The following is a 14748-nucleotide window of genomic DNA, read 5'->3' as shown; positions in this document are numbered from 1 at the left end:
CGTGCAGCCGGGCGATACCCGCCACACCCTCCGGCAACCGCGCCTTGGCCAGCCGCCGCCCCGAACCATCCATCAACTCGACGTCGTGATGGTCCTCGGCCCAGTCATCACCCACGAACAGCAACACGCTCTCCCGTCCACGACCAGCAACGACGCGGGCCTGCAGCCGGCAGGAGAACCATCAGCGACCTAATGAACCAGTGCTCAAAGGCACGACATCCCATCAGCGATTCTGTTCTCCCAGCCGACCGGCGGCGGCACGGTCTTCACTAAGAACTCCCACGTTCAGAGGACGTCAGTGCTCATCCGCCGGCGGCTACCTACCCGCCAGAAGCTTGCCGGATCCGGCAGCTCCTAGCACTCATTAGAGGGCGGCGATCGCTCTGGACGCGCAGCGGCCAGATCGCCGGCCTCGGCCCGCGCGGGAGCATACGGTCTGCACCCCGGCGGCGGCGCGTCCCCGAAAGGTCTTGTTCTCCGAAGCGGGAAAGGGCCGGCGTCCCCGGTGGGACGCCGGCCCTTCCGCAGATCGCGGCGAAGCGGGGCAGGTCGGAGGGCTGCCCCGCTTCGCCTCATCACTCAGGCCGCGACAGTAGCCCTCGTGACGACCGGAGCCGACCCGCCCGACAGGTGCCGTAGGTATGCCGGCAGGGTCAGGAACTCCGGGCACGTCCGTTCGGTGAGCAGGACCGTGAGGAGCGTGCGGGCCTGGCCGAAGAGCCGGGCCGCCTCCTCGTCCAGCGCACCGGTCTCGCTGAGCACGTCCAGCTCCTCGCGGAGCATCCGGGTGACCATGGCGGCCGTGACCGGGACGCCGTAGTCGGTGGGGGTGCCCGACGAGATCCACTGCCAGAGCTGGGCCCGGCAGATCTCCGCGGTGGCGGCGTCCTCCATGAGTCCGCCGAGCGCGACCGCGCCGCGGCCGCCCAGCCAGGAGGCGATGTAACGCAGCGAGACGCTGATGTTGTTGCGCAGCGCGACCTCGCCGACGGCGACCGCGGTGGCCTTCACATCGAGGAGTTCCGCGGCGCCGACCCGCACGTCGTCGCGCTTGCGGACGATCTGGTGCGGCTCGTCGCCGAGCCACTGGTCGAAGACCTCGCGGCAGGTCTCGACCAGCGCGGGGTGCGCCACCCAGGAGCCGTCGAAGCCGTCGCCGACCTCGCGGCGCTTGTCCTGGCGGACCTGGTTGAGGGCACGCTTGGCGGCGACCGGGTCACGGCTGGGGACGACCGCGGCCATCCCGCCGATCGCGTGGGCACCGCGCCGGTGGCACGTCTTGACCAGCAGTTCGGTGTAGGCCCGCATGAACGGCGCGGTCATGGTGACCTGGGACCGCTCGGGCAGGACCACGTCCGGCCGGTTCTTGATCATGCTGAACAGGTAGTCCCAGCGGCCGGCGTTGAGACCCGCCGAGTGCTCGCGCAGCTCGTAGAGGATCTCGTCCATCTCGAAGGCCGCGTTGATCGTCTCGATCAGCACGGTGGCCCGGATCGTGCCGCGCGGGATGCCGAGCTGCTCCTGGGCGAAGACGAAGACGTCGTTCCAGAGGCGGGCCTCCAGGTGCGACTCCAGCTTCGGCAGGTAGAAGTACGGGCCGGAACCCCGGTCGATCTGCCGCTGCCCGCAGTGGAACAGGTACAGACCGAAGTCGAACAGCGACGCGGAGACCGCGCGGCCGCCGATCCGCAGGTGGCACTCGGGCAGGTGCCAGCCGCGCGGGCGGACCATGATGGTGGGCAGGTCGGCGCCCACCTCGTACCGGCGGCCGTCGGGGGCCGTCCAGTCGAGAGTGCCGTCCAGCGCGTCCTTCAGGTTGACCTGGCCGAGGATCACGTTCTCCCAGGTGGGAGAGGTGGCGTCCTCGAAGTCGGCCATCCAGACCTTGGCGCCGGAGTTCAGCGCGTTGATGGTCATTTTGCGCTCGGGCGGGCCGGTGATCTCGACGCGGCGGTCGCGCAGGTCCGCGGCCGGGGCCGCCACCTGCCACGACGCGTCGTCGCGGATGGCCCGGGTGGAGGGCAGGAAGTCCAGGTCCGTGGTGCGGGTGGCCCGGCGGCGCCGGCGGCGCTCCAGCAGCTGCACCCGCCGGGCACCGAACTCCCGGTCCAGTGCCACCACGAACGCGACGGCCTCGGGGGTCAGAATCTCGGAGTATCGGTCTGCGGTGGTTCCGGTGATGGTGATCTCTTCGGCACCCATGATCAGATCTCCCTGCCCTCTCACATGCTCAGATCAGAACTGCTCGGCCTCGGTGCTGCCGGACAGCGCCGTGGTGGACGACTCGGGGTTGAGGGCGGTGGAGACGGCGTCGAAGTAACCGGTGCCGACCTCGGCCTGGTGCTTGGTGGCGGTGTAACCGTCGGCCTCGGCCGCGAACTCCGCCTCCTGCAGCTTCACGTAGGCGGTCATGCCGCTCTCCGCGTAGCCCTTGGCCAGCTCGAACATCGAGTGGTTGAGAGCGTGGAAGCCGGCCAGGGTGACGAACTGGAACTTGTACCCCATCGCGCCCAGCTCCTTCTGGAAGCGGGCGATGTCGGCGTCGTCCAGGTTCTTCTTCCAGTTGAACGACGGCGAGCAGTTGTACGACAGCAGCTTGCCGGGGTGCACCGCGTGCACGGCCTCGGCGAACTTGCGGGCGAACTCGAGGTCCGGCTTGCCGGTCTCGACCCACAGCATGTCGGCGTAGTCGGCGTAGGCGATGCCGCGGGCGATCGCCGCGTCGTCGCCCGGGGTGACCCGGTAGAAGCCCTCGGCGGTGCGCTCGCCGGTGACGAACGGCTTGTCACGCTCGTCCACGTCGGAGGTGAGCAGGTCCGCCGCGAGAGCGTCGGTACGGGCGATGACCAGCGACGGGACGCCGGCCACGTCGGCCGCCAGGCGCGCCGCGTTCAGGGTGCGGATGTGCTGCTGGGTCGGGATCAGCACCTTGCCGCCCAGGTGGCCGCACTTCTTCTCGCTGGCCAGCTGGTCCTCCCAGTGCACGCCCGCCGCGCCGGCCGCGATCATGGCCTTCATCAGCTCGAACGCGTTGAGCGGGCCACCGAAGCCGGCCTCCGCGTCGGCGACGATCGGGGCGAACCAGTCACGCTCGTACTTGCCGTTCGAGGTGTCGATCTGGTCGGCGCGCAGCAGCGCGTTGTTGATCCGCCGGACCACCGCGGGCACCGAGTTCGCCGGGTACAGCGACTGGTCCGGGTAGGTGTGGCCGGACAGGTTCGCGTCCGCCGCGACCTGCCAGCCGGACAGGTAGATCGCCTTGAGGCCGGCGCGCACCATCTGGGTCGCCTGGCCGCCGGTCAGTGAACCCAGCGCGTTGATGTAGTCCTCGGTGTGCAGCAGCTCCCACAGCTTGGCCGCGCCACGCTCGGCAAGCGTGTGCCGCTCCTGCAGGGTGCCCCGCAGCTTGACGACGTCCTCGGCGGTGTAGGTGCGCTTGACACCCGCCCACCGGGGGTCGCTGGCCCACGCCTGAGTGAGGTCCGCAGCGGTACCGCCCCTGGTTTCGGCAAGCTCAGTCATCAGAAAGTCCCTCTTTCGTGCCCTGTCGCGTTGTTCCGTTTGGAACAACTTCACCCTCAGGGATCACACCAGCCCCTCAGAAGGCCTTTCCTGCGAGAAGAAGTGAAAAAATTCTGTTAAGCTAAAACCCGTGACCGCTTCACCTTCTGACTCCGTCGATCTCGTCACTCTCGGGCAGCGTCTGCGGCATTTGCGGCGCACCCGCGGCATGACGCTGGACCAGCTCAGTGAGGCGGTAGGCCGGGCACCCTCCCAGCTGTCGCTGATCGAGAACGGCAAGCGGGAGCCGAAACTCTCCGTGCTGCAGGCGATCGCGGCGGCGCTCGGCGTCCCCATGCAGGACCTGCTGCGCGCGGAGGCGCCCTCGCGGCGGGCCGCGCTGGAGATCGAGCTGACCCATCTACAGCAGAATCCGGTTTATTCCGCGCTGGGCCTGCCGGTGGTCAAGGGCGGCCGGCGGCTGCCGCCCGACGCCCTCGAGTCGCTGATCGGGCTGCACCGCGAGCTGAACCGGGTGCTCACCGAGCAGAGCGCCACCCCCGAGGTGGCCCGCCGCGCCAACGCGCAACTCCGCGCTGACATGCGCAAACGCAACAACTACTTCGCCGACATCGAGGCCGCGGCCAACAAGATCCTGCTTTCCGTACGGCATGCCACCGGCCCGCTGTCGCAACGCGGGATCCTGGACGTCGCCGCCCAGGTGGGGTTCACGCTGCACTACGTGAACGACCTGCCGACCTCGACGCGGTCGGTCACCGACCTGAAGAATCGCCGAATTTATCTGCCGCAGGTGGCCAGCGGGAAGGGCCACGACCCGCGCGGCGTGGTGCTGCAGACCCTCGGCCACTTCGTGCTCGGCCACAACGACCCGGCCGACTACGGCGACTTCCTGCGCCAGCGGGTCGAGGTCAACTACTTCGCGGCGGCGCTGCTGATGCCGGAGAAGTTCGCCGTCGACTTCCTGGCCGCCGCCAAGGCCGACCGGGCCCTGGCGATCGACGACTTCCGGGACGCGTTCGGGGTCAGCTACGAGACCGCGGCGCACCGGTTCACCAACCTGGCCACCCACCACTTCGGGATCCCGGTGCACTTCGCCCGGGTGCACGAGAGCGGGATCGTCTACAAGGCGTACGAGAACGACAACGTGCGCTTCCCGTCCGACGTCACCGGGGCGATCGAGGGGCAGCCGGTGTGTCGCAAGTGGGCGTCCCGGACGGTGTTCGAGGCCGACGATCCGTACTCGTCGTTCTACCAGTTCACCGACACCACGGCGGGCACCTACTGGTGCACGGTGCATGTCGAGTCGACCCGGTCCGGGGAGTTCTCGGTGACCGTCGGGACGCCGTACGAGCACGCCCGTTGGTTCCGCGGCGGGGACGTCTCCGGGCGCACCGTCTCCACCTGCCCCGACCCGGACTGTTGCCGCCGGCCGCCGGCGCAACTGGTGGACCGCTGGGCGGGCAACGCGTGGCCCAGCGCCCGGGTGCACTCGCATCTGCTGGCCGCGCTGCCGCCGGGCACCTTCCCGGGGGTGGACAACCGGGACGTCTACGACTTCCTGGAGCGGCGGACCGGTTCCTAGAGTTCTCCCCGCCACGGCCGGAATCGCCGGCGGGTGGTCGCGGGGTCGGGACATGCAGCGGTTGCCGGGTCGTTGACGACGAGGCGATCGTGCGGGAACTGCTCGGCGAGGCGCTGCGGTGCGGCGGCTGCGCGCCGGCGGGCGGAAGATTCCATTCTTTTCCTTTCCGCCAAGGACGCCGCCGCCGTCCTCACCCGCTTCACCGCCGCGGCGGTCATCATCGTGATCACGGGCGCCCTGCTCGTCGCGGTCTTCGCCATCCTGGCCACGACCACCGCGGTCCCGCCGACTCCCCGCCGTCGTCACCCGCCAGCGCCGGGATGTGTGAGCCGGCCCTCCTCGACGGTGAGGGCCAGGAACTCGCCGGTGGTCCAGGCCACCGTCAGGCCCGCCTGGCCGGCTTCGGCGATCACGTCGTCCTCGGTGGCGATCCACGACCGCCGGGACACGCTCCGCTCGTCCAGGATCCTGCCGTGGCGCAGTACCCGGTACGTGTCGGTGTAGGTGATCGACTCGTGGTCCGCGGGTGCGCACGCGAACCAGCGCTCGTAGGTGCAGTCGCCGACCGTGGTGCGGCAGGCCAGGCGTTCCTCGACCCGCATCGTCGCCGTGCTGCCGTAGTGCCGGTCGACGACAGCCGGAGCGCCGGGCGCGAGGTGGCCGGCGAGCAGCCGCCACAGGTCGGCGCGCTGAGCCGGGGCCAGCTGACACACCAGGTGGACGGCGACGGCCGCACCCCACACCCCCGGCAGGTCGGCGGTGAACAGGTCGCCGGGCAGCACCGTGATCCGCTGCCGCAACGACTCGTCGTAGGCGATCCGCGAGAACAGGACGGCGCGCATCGCCGCCGACTTCTCGACCGCGACCATCCGGTGGTGCGGGAAACTCCCGGCCAGTCGCAGCGTGCCGAGTCCGGTGCCGCAGCCCAGATCGACGATCGGAAGATCGGGCCGCGGGTGGCGCACCGCATCGGCGAGTGTGGCCAGGATGCCCGCACCGGACTCCTGCGCCCGCATCAGGTCGGTGAACTCGGCCAGCGTCACATCGTCGTCGGTCGTGCCCGCCTGATGCCGGGTCTGCTCGTCGTCGGTCGTGCCCGCCTGATGCCGGGTCTGCTCGTCGTCGGTCATGCGCGCATCGTGCCAGGGCGGCGGACGGCCGGCACCCGGTAGCGCGGGTCGGGCCGGCGCCGCTGCCGGCCGGGCGACGCGGACACGATCGGCGTCGTAGTCGATCACCTGTGGAGCCCGGGCCGCCGGCCGGGCAGAGGCAGGGGCCGGGGCGGGACTGGACGGGGCGGAGCCGCCTTTCCCCTGCGCCGCGCCGGGCTGGTTCAGGCCTTTGCCGGGAACGGCCGGTTGGTGCGGATCAGGCCGGCGTTGCGGTCGGCGATCGCCATCCGGAAGTACCAGAAGGCGCCGAGCGGGGTCATGACCACGCTGTTGAACAGGGTGTACAGCGGCATCAGGGCGAGCCAGCGGGTGCGCACCGGCCAGTGCATGTAGACGATCAGGGCGCTGTGCAGGCCGAAGATGGCCAGCAGGGTCCAGCCGCCGGTGGCCAGGGTGAGCCAGCGCAGCGGGAAGCCGGCCAGGGTGATCACGCTGCCGTACAGCCAGAAGAAGGGGTGGCGGAACAGCAGGTGCGCGTTGACGGCGAAGAGCCGGAACTCGCCGCCGGACCAGGCCAGGCGCTGGCGGTACCAGGCTTTGAAGGTTTCCGGGACGCTGGTGGCGACGTGGAACGGCAGGTGGCCGACGCGCAGGCCGAGGGCGCCGGCGAGCAGGCCCGCCTCGACGTCGTTGCCCTGGAAGAACAGCGAGTGGCGGCGCATCACCTCGCGGTGCGCCTCGGTGCGGGCCACGTGACAGGCGCCGGAGACCTGCCAGGGTGCGATGATCCGCAACTTCATCGCGGTGCGGTACTCGTAGGCCTGCAGGCGGCCCAGGGCACTGCGGTCGTTGGTCGGCACCAGGGGCACCGACGCGAAGTCGTACCCGTTGGCGACGAGCTGGCCGACCAGCTCGCCGAACGGGCGCTCGGTGGTGGTGTCGGCGTCGATGCAGACGACGTACGGGGTGTGCACCGCCACCTCGAGCGCGTCCCGGACCAGGCGGTCGCGGATGGTGCCGGAGGTGGCCCGCTTGCCGCCGGCCCCGGCGCCGCCGGCCACCCCGGCGGCGCGGAAGATCCGGAAGCCGTGCCGCTCGGCGATCCCGCCCAGCCCGGCGTAGAACTCGGCGGACTCGCCGTCGGTCGTGCACAGCACCACCCGGCCGCCGTACTGGGCCAGATAGTCGACGTTCTCCAGATACCGCACCGAGCCGTAGATCGGGACCAGGACGGTGAAGTCCTGGACCGGCTCGGCGCCGGCCGGCACCGGGCGGGCCAGGCCCGCCCGGATCAGGGTGGCCCGGTCGATCAGCACCCAGAGCACCGGGATGACCAGGAAGGAGAAGGCGAGGACGGCCCAGGCGGCCGGGTGGATGGTCATCGAGCGCCCGTGCTCAGCGGCTGGCCCGCACCGACCGGGAAGTCGACGCCGGCCGCGTCGCGCAGCAGGGAGCGCAGCTCGGCGCGGAGCCGGTCCTCGTCGTGCTCGGCGAGGCGCTCGGCGAGCATGGCGACGTCGTACAGCAGACCGCGGTCGGCCGCCCCGTACGAGGTGACCGTCGAGATCCGCGGATGCCCGGTGGTGCCCAGCATCTCGATCCCGTCGTGCAGCTCCTCGTGCAGCTTCTCGCCCGGCCGCAGCCCGGTGTAGACGATCTCCGGCTCGGTGCGCAGCGCGGCGGCCATCCGGCGGACCACGTCCTCGATCAGCATCGGCTCGCCCATGTCCAGCACGTACGTCTCGCCGGCCGAGGCCATCTGCCCGGCCTCGACGACCAGCGCGGCGGCCTCCGGGATGGTCATGAAGTAGCGGGTGACGGCCGGGTCGGTGATGGTCACCGGCAGGTTGTTGCTCAGCTGCCAGTGCAGGGTCGGCAGGAACGAGCCGCGGCTGCCCAGCACGTTGCCGAACCGGACCGAGGCGACCCGCATCGCGTCGCCGGCCCACGCCGAGGTGACCCGTTCGGCGATCCGCTTGGTGGCGCCCAGCACGCTGGTCGGGGCGGCGGCCTTGTCGGTGGAGATGTTCACGAACACCCGCACGCCGGCCCGGGCCGCGGCGCGCACCACGTTCGCCGTACCGAGGATGTTGGTCTTGATGCCCTCCGCCGGGTAGCGCTCCAGCAGCGGCAGGTGCTTGTGCGCGGCGGCGTGGAAGACCAGGTCCGGCCGGATCCGTGCGAACAGCCGGTCGAGCACCTGCTCGTCGCGGATGTCGGCGAGCACGACGCTGTCGTTGTCGAGCAGGCCGTGGCCGAGCAGCTCCAGCTGCAGGGCGTGCAGGGCGCCCTCGTCGTGGTCGAGGAGGAACACCTGGGAGGCGTTGAGCCGGTGCACCTGGCGCACGATCTCGCTGCCGATCGAGCCACCCGCGCCGGTGACCAGCACCGAGCGGCCCTCGACCGACACCTGGGTGGCCGGGCTGAACAGGGGTTCGGTGTGCTTGCCGAGCAGCCGTGCCAGCGTGGCCGGGTTCGGGGTGTTCTGCATGGGTTTGTCATCCCTCAGGGTGTCCCCAGGGACGTCGGTTTCGCCACTGGCTCCCCGTCAGGCCTCGGCGACCAAATCGCCTGACGGTTCACAGCCTCGCCCGCGGCACCCTCGGTGCCGCCCCAAGATCTTGCGAAATGCCCGACTTATCTGTCAAGCCGGACTTAATCACACCGGCGGCATCAGGCATCGGCGACCTTAAATTACCTTAACAATCTTTACTGTTAACAAGACTTAATTTACTTTGATGAACACGTCGTCCCCTGTGGCCTCACAAGGAGCAACTTATGAGACGTCGATTCACCCTGCCCGCCCTGACCGTCGCGGCGGTCGCCGGATCGCTGTTCGTGGCCGTCACCCCGGCGTTCGCGCACGGCTACATCTCCTCACCACCGAGCCGTCAGGCCAACTGCGCCAGCGGCGCGGTGACCGGCTGCGGCGACATCGTCTATGAACCGCAGAGCGTGGAAGCACCGAAGGGTTCGACGCAGTGCAACGGAGGCGGCAGCCGTTTCACCGTGTTGAACGACAACAGCAAGAGCTGGCCGGCCGCCACGGTCGGGCAGACGGTCACCTTCAACTGGGTGCTCACCGCGCGGCACTCGACCGCGACCTGGGAATACTTCATTGGCAACACGCTGCTGGCGTCGTTCAACGACGGCGGAGCGCAACCGGGGGCGACCAAGTCGCACACGGTGAGCATGAAAGGCTTCACCGGGCGGCAGACCGTGCTGGCCCGGTGGAACATCGCGGACACGGTCAACGCGTTCTACTCCTGCGTGGACCTGAACATCACCGGCGGGTCGACGACGCCCACGCCGACCCCGACCCCGACGCCCACACCCACGCCGACGGTCTCGCCGTCGCCGACCACCCCGCCGCCCACGTCGGGCACCACGACCTGGGCGGCAGGCACGACGTACAAAGCCGGCGATGTTGTCGTTTATGCCGGTAGGTCGTATCAGTGCCGGCAGGCACACACCGCGATCAACGGCTGGGAGCCGCCGAACGTGCCGGCTCTGTGGACCGCGCTGTAACCATGTCGTCGACGATGACACCGAGCGGCCCGGTTCGCCGGGCCGCCTCGGCCCTGCTGCTGACCGCCGCCCTCCTGGGTGGCTGCACCGCCGGCACCACCTCCGCAGCCCCGGCCCCGTCGGGTGCGGTCAACGACGTGGACGTCATGTTCCTGCAGATGGGCCTCGCCCAGATCGCCGAGGGTGACCGGGTCGCCGCGCTGGCCGAGCAGCACGCCGGCAACCCGGAGATCGGCCGGATCGCCGGGGAGCTGCGCGGCCAGTGGCGGACCGAGGGCGGCACCATGCAGCGCTGGCTGCTCGGGTGGTCGCAGCCGACCGCCGCCGACCCGTCGGCCGGCGCGCACGCCGGGCACGGTGACCTGCACGCCCTGCGCGAATCCGACTTCACCGACCTGGCCGCGCGGCACGGCGCCGACTTCGACCGCACCGCGGTCGGCATGCTGCTCGGCACCCTGCACAACGGCATGGAGACGCTGCGCCTGGAGTCCGCCGCGGGGGCATACCCGCCGGCCCGCGCCCTGGCCACCAGGATGACCGGCGAGCGGCAGTCCCAGATCCAGCGCCTGCTACGGCTCGCCGCGGGCTGAGCCGTGAGCACCGTCCCGGCATGCCCGAACCGATCGTGCCCACCGCGCGCCCGCGGACCGGCCGGCTCGAAGCCCGCGACGAGGGCCGTGGCGGTGTCCTGGAGGGCATCCTGGACACCCACATCGGACGGCTCCGACGTCACTGGATCACGCTCTCCTGAACCGGCACCCGCGACCGGGCCGGCCGGGTCGACAGCCAGCAGCCGGCGATGATCAGCGCGAACCCGGCGATCGTGCCGGCGCCGATCCCCTCGTGCAGCAGAACCACCCCGAGCAGCGCCGCCACCACCGGGTTGACGTAGGTGACCAGGCCCGCCCGGTTCGACCCGGCCAGCCCGATGAGCTGATAGAAGGCGAGCAGCGCCACCGCCGTGCAGAACAGGCCGAGCGCGGCCAGAGCGGCCCACGAATCGGCGCCGACGTGGTGGTGCGGCAGCTGGAAGGCGGCCAGCGGCAGCAGCACGAGGCTGGCGACCGTGGTGTCGGCGGCGGTCAGCGCGTCCGGTGGGACGTCGCTCAGCCGGTCCTGGACCAGCTTCGTGGCGAACGCGTAGCTGATCGCGGCCAGCAGCACCATGCCCGCGCCGAGCAGACCCCACCGGTCACCCGACAGGTCCAGCCCGACCAGCACCACGACCCCGGCGAATCCACTGATCAGACCGGTGACCCGCAGCCCGGTGAGCGGCTCGGAACCGGACATCAGCAGGGCGATCACCACCGGCTCGACGGCGATCAGGATCCCGGTCAGCGACGAGCTGATGTGCTGCTCGCCGTACGTGATGAGCAGGAACGGCCCGATGATGTGGACCGCCGCGAGCAGCACGACCGGGCGCCATCGGCCGCGCAGCGCCGAAAGGCTGCCGCGCGACGCGGCGATCGGGATCAGCGCCGCGGCGCCGATCGCGCACCGGCCGGCCACCACCAGCAGCGGCGACAGATCCTCGATGGCGATCTTGATGAGGAAGTACGGGATCCCCCACAGCACGGAGACCAGGACGAACAACAGCCAGGCACGACGATTCACAACCCCAGAATCGTCCCGTACGGTCGTAAGCGGTAGTGCTGACTTCGAGAAGCCGTCATAAGGAGAACTGATGATCGACTCCCGGCGGCTGCAGGTGCTCTCCGAGGTGGCCAGGCACGGCAGCTTCAACCGCGCCGCCGCCGAGCTGAGACTCACCCCGTCCGCCGTGTCCCAGCAGATCAGCGCTCTGGAGCGGTCCCTGGGCACCCCCGTGGTGCGGCGCAGCACCCGGGGCGTCGCGCTGACCGAGGCCGGCCTGGTGCTGATCGACGCCGCCCAGGCGATCACCGCCGAGCTGCGCACCGCCCAGCGCGAGATCGACCGGCTCGCCACCGCCCGCACCGAGCGGCTCACCGTGGCCACCTTCACCAGCGGCGGCCAGCGGCTGCTGCCACCCGCGCTGACCCGGTTCACCGCCGAGCACCCGGGCGTCGAGCTGACCGTGATCGAGAGCGAGCCGGAGGACAGCCTGCCCCTGGTCCGTTCGGGCGCGGCCGAGCTCGCCCTGGCCTACCACTTCACCGGTCCGCCACCGGTCGTCGGCGGCGACCGGTCCGGCCTGCTCTGGACACCGATCCTGGACGACCCGATGTGGATCGTCCTGCCCGCCGGCCACCCCCTGGCCGGCGCCGCCACGCTCGGCCTGACCGACCTGGCCGGGGAACGCTGGGTGTACGGCTGCCCCGGGCAGAGCGACCTGCTGGAGCACTACGCCGCGCTGGAGGGCCTCAGCGTCCGGGTGGCCTGCCGCGGCACCGACTACCAGTTCGCGCAGTCCCTGGTCCGGGCCGGGGTGGGCATCAGCATGATCCCCGAGGTGGGGCTCTCGCAGGACCGGGCCGGTCTGGTGGCGGTGCCGATGCGACCACCCGGCCCGTGCCGGTACGTGGGCGTGGCGACCCCGCGGCGGCGGCCGTCACCGCTGGCCACGGCCCTGCTGGCGACGCTGCGGGAGGTGGTCGTGGCGCTGCCGCCGAACCCGTTGACCACTCCGGGGTGATCACCGGCAGCCGGTTGCGCCAACCGGGCCCGCCAACCGGCCCGGCCGCCTAGCGTCGGAGGAATGACGAAGTCCGGACCGGTGGTGGGCCTGCTGGTCACGGCCGCCCTCACGCTGCCCACCGCGGCGCCGGCGGTGGCCGCTCCGGTGCCCACCGGCTGCGGCGAAGCCTGTGACCAGCAGGACCCGCAGACCTACAACACGTGCGGCGCCGGCTGCCCGGACAACGTCCCGCAGCACTGCGCCGACGAGGCCGTCACCCCGCACGTCTCGGCGCGCGGCTGGGTCGAGCTGCGCTACAGCGCCACCTGCCGCACCGTCTGGTCCCGCGTCGGCGCCGCCTTCCCGGCCCACGCCGAACACTGGACCGAGACCCGCTACTCCAACGGCCGCCTGCGCCTGGCGACCACCCCGACCACGCAGACCTGGTCCCCGATGCTCTCCGACGCCGACCTGGCCGGCCGGGCCTGCGCCGCCACTCTCGGCCCGTCCGGCCGGCACCTCATCATGGACTGCACCCCCTGGTTCTGAGCCGACCCGCGCCCGTCCGACGACGGCGGACGGGCGCGGGTCGGCGCGGGAATCGGCTGTCCGTCAGGTGACGATGCGGTGTTCCCAGGCCCAGGCGGCGACCTCGACCCGGTTCCGCAGGCCGATCTTGGACTGCACGCTGCCCAGGTGGGTCTTGACCGTGCCCACCGAGATGAACAGCTCGGTGGCGATCTCCGCGTTGGTCCGGCCCCGGGCGATCAGCCGCACCACCTCGAGCTCGCGCGGTGACAGGCCGCCGTCGTCGGTGGACGGCGCGGGCTGGGACAGGTGCTCCAGCAGACGTACCGTGATCGAGGGGCTGATCAGCGCGTCGCCGGAGTGGGCCGCGCGCACCGCCTCGATGAGCAGCGCCGGCCCCGCGTCCTTGAGCAGGAAGCCGCAGGCCCCGTTGCGCAGCGCCTGGTGGACGTATTCGTCGAGGTCGAACGTGGTGACCATGACCACCTTGACCGGGTCGACGACGCCGGGGCCGGCCAGCAGCCGCAGCGCCTGCAGACCGTCCATCTTCGGCATCCGGATGTCGAAGAGCGCGACGTCGGGGCGCAGGCGGCGGGCCGCCTCGACGGCCTCCACGCCGTCCGCGGCCTCGCCGACCACCTCCATGTCGGGCTGCGCGCCGATGATCATCCCGAAGCCGGTGCGGACCATCGCCTGGTCGTCAGCCACGAGCACACGGATCACTGAGCATTTCCCCTTACGGAATCGGGAAGACGGCGTCGACCACCCAGCCACCGTCGACGCCGGGGCCGGAGCTGATCCGGCCGCCGGCGGCGCGGACCCGTTCGGTCAGCCCGACCAGACCGTACCCCGGCCGGTCGAGGGTCGGGCGCGGGGCCGGGCCGTCGTTGGCCACCCGGATCAGCAACTGGTCGCGGAGCCGGCGGACCCAGATGTCGACGGCGGTGGCCTGCGGCGCGTGCTGCCGGGTGTTGGTCAGCGCCTCCATCACCACCCGGTACGCCGAGGTGGAGACCTCGACCGGCAGGCCGTGCGGGTCGCCGTCGAGGTGCAGCCGGGCCGGGGGGCCGCCGGCCGCGGTGAACTGGTCCGCGAGGGCGGCGAGTTCGGGCACTCCGGCGACCGGGGCGAGCGGCGCGTCCGGGCGGGACTGCGGGTCGCGCAGCACGCCGACCATCCGGCGCATCGAGGTCATCGTCTCGGTGCCGGCCTGTTCGATCTGTTCGAGGGCGAGCAGCACCCGTTTCGGGTCCTGTTCGGCGATGAACCGGGCGCCCTGCGCCTGCACCACGATGCCGGTGACGTGGTGGGCGATGAAGTCGTGCAGGTCGCGGGCGAATTCGGCGCGCTGTTCGGCGCGGACCGTGTCGAGGGCCCGCTGCCGGTTGCCGGCGGTGATCCGCAGGGTGACGCCGAAGCCGATCGCGCCGGCCGCACCGAGCGCCTGGATCAGGCAGAACGTCCCGTAGATGGTGCTGTGCCCGGAGCGCAGCGGCATCACGCTGACCGCCGCGCCGGTGGCGACCAGGGCCAGCACCGCCCAGTCGGGCCGGGCGTTGCGGGCGACCAGGGTCAGGGTGATCAGCAGCGCGGTCGATTCGGCCAGGCCCCACAGTCCGCCGTACGGATCGGTGACCGCCAGCCCCGCGGTGACCAGCAGCGACGCGCCGGCGGCGGCGATCGCGGCGGTGGGCAGCAGGATCGACCCGGGTTTGTAGTGCGGCAGCCAGACCGCGGCGGCGCCGATCGCGAGCGCCACCTGGATCGGGAACAGCGGGCTCTCGGTCATGCTTCCGGTCACGTCGACGATGCCGAGCAGGGCCATCAGCCCCAGCCCGGCCACCTGCAGGAAGCCCAGAAGTATGCGGTTCATCGTGACC

14 protein-coding genes, 1 pseudogene and 1 riboswitch are annotated in these 14748 nt (G+C 71.1%); of the genes and pseudogenes, 6 read left to right on the top strand and 9 right to left on the bottom strand.

Annotated elements, in window-relative coordinates; genetic code table 11:
• Nucleotide 1: 1 nt before the first annotated feature.
• From ACSP50_RS45150 to aceA, 3 genes and pseudogenes are all read right to left on the bottom strand, one after another.
• Nucleotides 2-124 (bottom strand): annotated as a pseudogene (locus ACSP50_RS45150) (IS110 family transposase); the annotation flags it as partial.
• Nucleotides 125-579: 455 nt separating this feature from the next.
• Nucleotides 580-2202 (bottom strand): malate synthase A, encoded by a 1623-nt coding sequence (gene aceB / locus ACSP50_RS25230; protein WP_014692116.1) that lies wholly within the window; start codon nucleotides 2200-2202, stop codon nucleotides 580-582.
• Nucleotides 2203-2235: 33 nt separating this feature from the next.
• The gene (gene aceA / locus ACSP50_RS25225; RefSeq protein WP_014692115.1) at nucleotides 2236-3522 is read right to left on the bottom strand and encodes an isocitrate lyase; all 1287 of its coding nucleotides are present in this window, start codon (nucleotides 3520-3522) and stop codon (nucleotides 2236-2238) included.
• A gap of 130 nt (nucleotides 3523-3652) precedes the next feature.
• Here aceA and ACSP50_RS25220 point away from each other — a divergent pair, with 130 nt between their 5' ends.
• On the top strand, nucleotides 3653-5104 hold the full coding sequence (locus ACSP50_RS25220) for a helix-turn-helix domain-containing protein (protein ID WP_043512139.1): 1452 nt from the start codon (nucleotides 3653-3655) through the stop codon (nucleotides 5102-5104).
• Nucleotides 5105-5406: 302 nt separating this feature from the next.
• Here ACSP50_RS25220 and ACSP50_RS25210 read toward each other — a convergent pair whose 3' ends face one another.
• From ACSP50_RS25210 to ACSP50_RS25200, 3 genes are all read right to left on the bottom strand, one after another.
• Entirely contained in the window at nucleotides 5407-6234 is an 828-nt protein-coding gene (locus tag ACSP50_RS25210) for a trans-aconitate 2-methyltransferase (protein WP_014692113.1), read from the bottom strand.
• A gap of 203 nt (nucleotides 6235-6437) precedes the next feature.
• Nucleotides 6438-7598 carry a glycosyltransferase family 2 protein gene (locus ACSP50_RS25205; RefSeq protein WP_014692112.1) on the bottom strand — a complete coding sequence of 387 codons (1161 nt, stop codon included), beginning with the start codon at nucleotides 7596-7598 and terminating at the stop codon, nucleotides 6438-6440.
• Entirely contained in the window at nucleotides 7595-8707 is a 1113-nt protein-coding gene (locus tag ACSP50_RS25200; protein ID WP_014692111.1) for a polysaccharide biosynthesis protein, read from the bottom strand. The genes ACSP50_RS25205 and ACSP50_RS25200 overlap by 4 nt, the downstream gene beginning before the upstream one ends.
• A 23-nt stretch (nucleotides 8708-8730) precedes the next feature.
• Nucleotides 8731-8815: riboswitch (cyclic di-GMP riboswitch) on the bottom strand.
• A 179-nt stretch (nucleotides 8816-8994) separates the two neighbouring features.
• Between ACSP50_RS25200 and ACSP50_RS25195 the strand changes: the two genes are divergently transcribed.
• The 3 genes from ACSP50_RS25195 to ACSP50_RS42270 are packed head-to-tail and all read left to right on the top strand — an operon-like array spanning nucleotide 8995 to nucleotide 10495.
• Nucleotides 8995-9744: a lytic polysaccharide monooxygenase gene (locus ACSP50_RS25195; RefSeq protein WP_014692110.1), complete on the top strand. Its 750-nt coding sequence runs from the start codon at nucleotides 8995-8997 to the stop codon at nucleotides 9742-9744.
• A 14-nt stretch (nucleotides 9745-9758) separates the two neighbouring features.
• Nucleotides 9759-10334: a DUF305 domain-containing protein gene (locus ACSP50_RS25190; protein WP_014692109.1), complete on the top strand. Its 576-nt coding sequence runs from the start codon at nucleotides 9759-9761 to the stop codon at nucleotides 10332-10334.
• A 20-nt stretch (nucleotides 10335-10354) separates the two neighbouring features.
• Nucleotides 10355-10495 carry a hypothetical protein gene (locus tag ACSP50_RS42270; RefSeq protein ID WP_014692108.1) on the top strand — a complete coding sequence of 47 codons (141 nt, stop codon included), beginning with the start codon at nucleotides 10355-10357 and terminating at the stop codon, nucleotides 10493-10495.
• On the opposite strand, the gene ACSP50_RS25185 is transcribed toward ACSP50_RS42270, so the two are convergent.
• A complete protein-coding gene (locus ACSP50_RS25185; RefSeq protein WP_014692107.1) occupies nucleotides 10474-11358 on the bottom strand; it encodes a DMT family transporter in 885 nt (294 codons plus the stop codon). The two genes, ACSP50_RS42270 and ACSP50_RS25185, sit on opposite strands and share 22 nt — an antisense overlap.
• A gap of 70 nt (nucleotides 11359-11428) precedes the next feature.
• Here ACSP50_RS25185 and ACSP50_RS25180 point away from each other — a divergent pair, with 70 nt between their 5' ends.
• Together ACSP50_RS25180 and ACSP50_RS25175 are read left to right on the top strand one after the other, a co-directional pair.
• A complete protein-coding gene (locus ACSP50_RS25180; protein ID WP_014692106.1) occupies nucleotides 11429-12358 on the top strand; it encodes a LysR family transcriptional regulator in 930 nt (309 codons plus the stop codon).
• 63 nt (nucleotides 12359-12421) lie between these two features.
• Nucleotides 12422-12889, top strand: a complete 468-nt coding sequence (locus ACSP50_RS25175; protein ID WP_014692105.1) for a DUF2690 domain-containing protein — start codon at nucleotides 12422-12424, stop codon at nucleotides 12887-12889.
• A gap of 63 nt (nucleotides 12890-12952) precedes the next feature.
• On the opposite strand, the gene ACSP50_RS25170 is transcribed toward ACSP50_RS25175, so the two are convergent.
• Together ACSP50_RS25170 and ACSP50_RS25165 are read right to left on the bottom strand one after the other, a co-directional pair.
• Complete coding sequence (locus tag ACSP50_RS25170; protein WP_014692104.1) at nucleotides 12953-13591, bottom strand: response regulator transcription factor; 639 nt, start codon at nucleotides 13589-13591, stop codon at nucleotides 12953-12955.
• A 13-nt stretch (nucleotides 13592-13604) separates the two neighbouring features.
• Nucleotides 13605-14741: a sensor histidine kinase gene (locus ACSP50_RS25165; RefSeq protein ID WP_014692103.1), complete on the bottom strand. Its 1137-nt coding sequence runs from the start codon at nucleotides 14739-14741 to the stop codon at nucleotides 13605-13607.
• Nucleotides 14742-14748: the final 7 nt, after the last annotated feature.

Origin of the sequence: Actinoplanes sp. SE50/110 (genome assembly GCF_900119315.1) — a bacterium.
Lineage (GTDB): Bacteria > Actinomycetota > Actinomycetes > Mycobacteriales > Micromonosporaceae > Actinoplanes.
Note: the sequence above shows the minus strand (reverse complement) of the source record. Positions and strands in the feature narration are given on the sequence as shown.

Coding starts and splice junctions, on each gene's coding strand:
- aceB (WP_014692116.1), bottom strand. CDS start 2,202: ATGGGTGCCGAAGAGATCACCATCACCGGAACCACCGCAGACCGATAC.
- aceA (WP_014692115.1), bottom strand. CDS start 3,522: ATGACTGAGCTTGCCGAAACCAGGGGCGGTACCGCTGCGGACCTCACT.
- ACSP50_RS25210 (WP_014692113.1), bottom strand. CDS start 6,234: ATGACCGACGACGAGCAGACCCGGCATCAGGCGGGCACGACCGACGAC.
- ACSP50_RS25205 (WP_014692112.1), bottom strand. CDS start 7,598: ATGACCATCCACCCGGCCGCCTGGGCCGTCCTCGCCTTCTCCTTCCTG.
- ACSP50_RS25200 (WP_014692111.1), bottom strand. CDS start 8,707: ATGCAGAACACCCCGAACCCGGCCACGCTGGCACGGCTGCTCGGCAAG.
- ACSP50_RS25195 (WP_014692110.1), top strand. CDS start 8,995: ATGAGACGTCGATTCACCCTGCCCGCCCTGACCGTCGCGGCGGTCGCC.
- ACSP50_RS25190 (WP_014692109.1), top strand. CDS start 9,759: ATGACACCGAGCGGCCCGGTTCGCCGGGCCGCCTCGGCCCTGCTGCTG.
- ACSP50_RS42270 (WP_014692108.1), top strand. CDS start 10,355: ATGCCCGAACCGATCGTGCCCACCGCGCGCCCGCGGACCGGCCGGCTC.
- ACSP50_RS25180 (WP_014692106.1), top strand. CDS start 11,429: ATGATCGACTCCCGGCGGCTGCAGGTGCTCTCCGAGGTGGCCAGGCAC.
- ACSP50_RS25175 (WP_014692105.1), top strand. CDS start 12,422: ATGACGAAGTCCGGACCGGTGGTGGGCCTGCTGGTCACGGCCGCCCTC.
- ACSP50_RS25165 (WP_014692103.1), bottom strand. CDS start 14,741: ATGAACCGCATACTTCTGGGCTTCCTGCAGGTGGCCGGGCTGGGGCTG.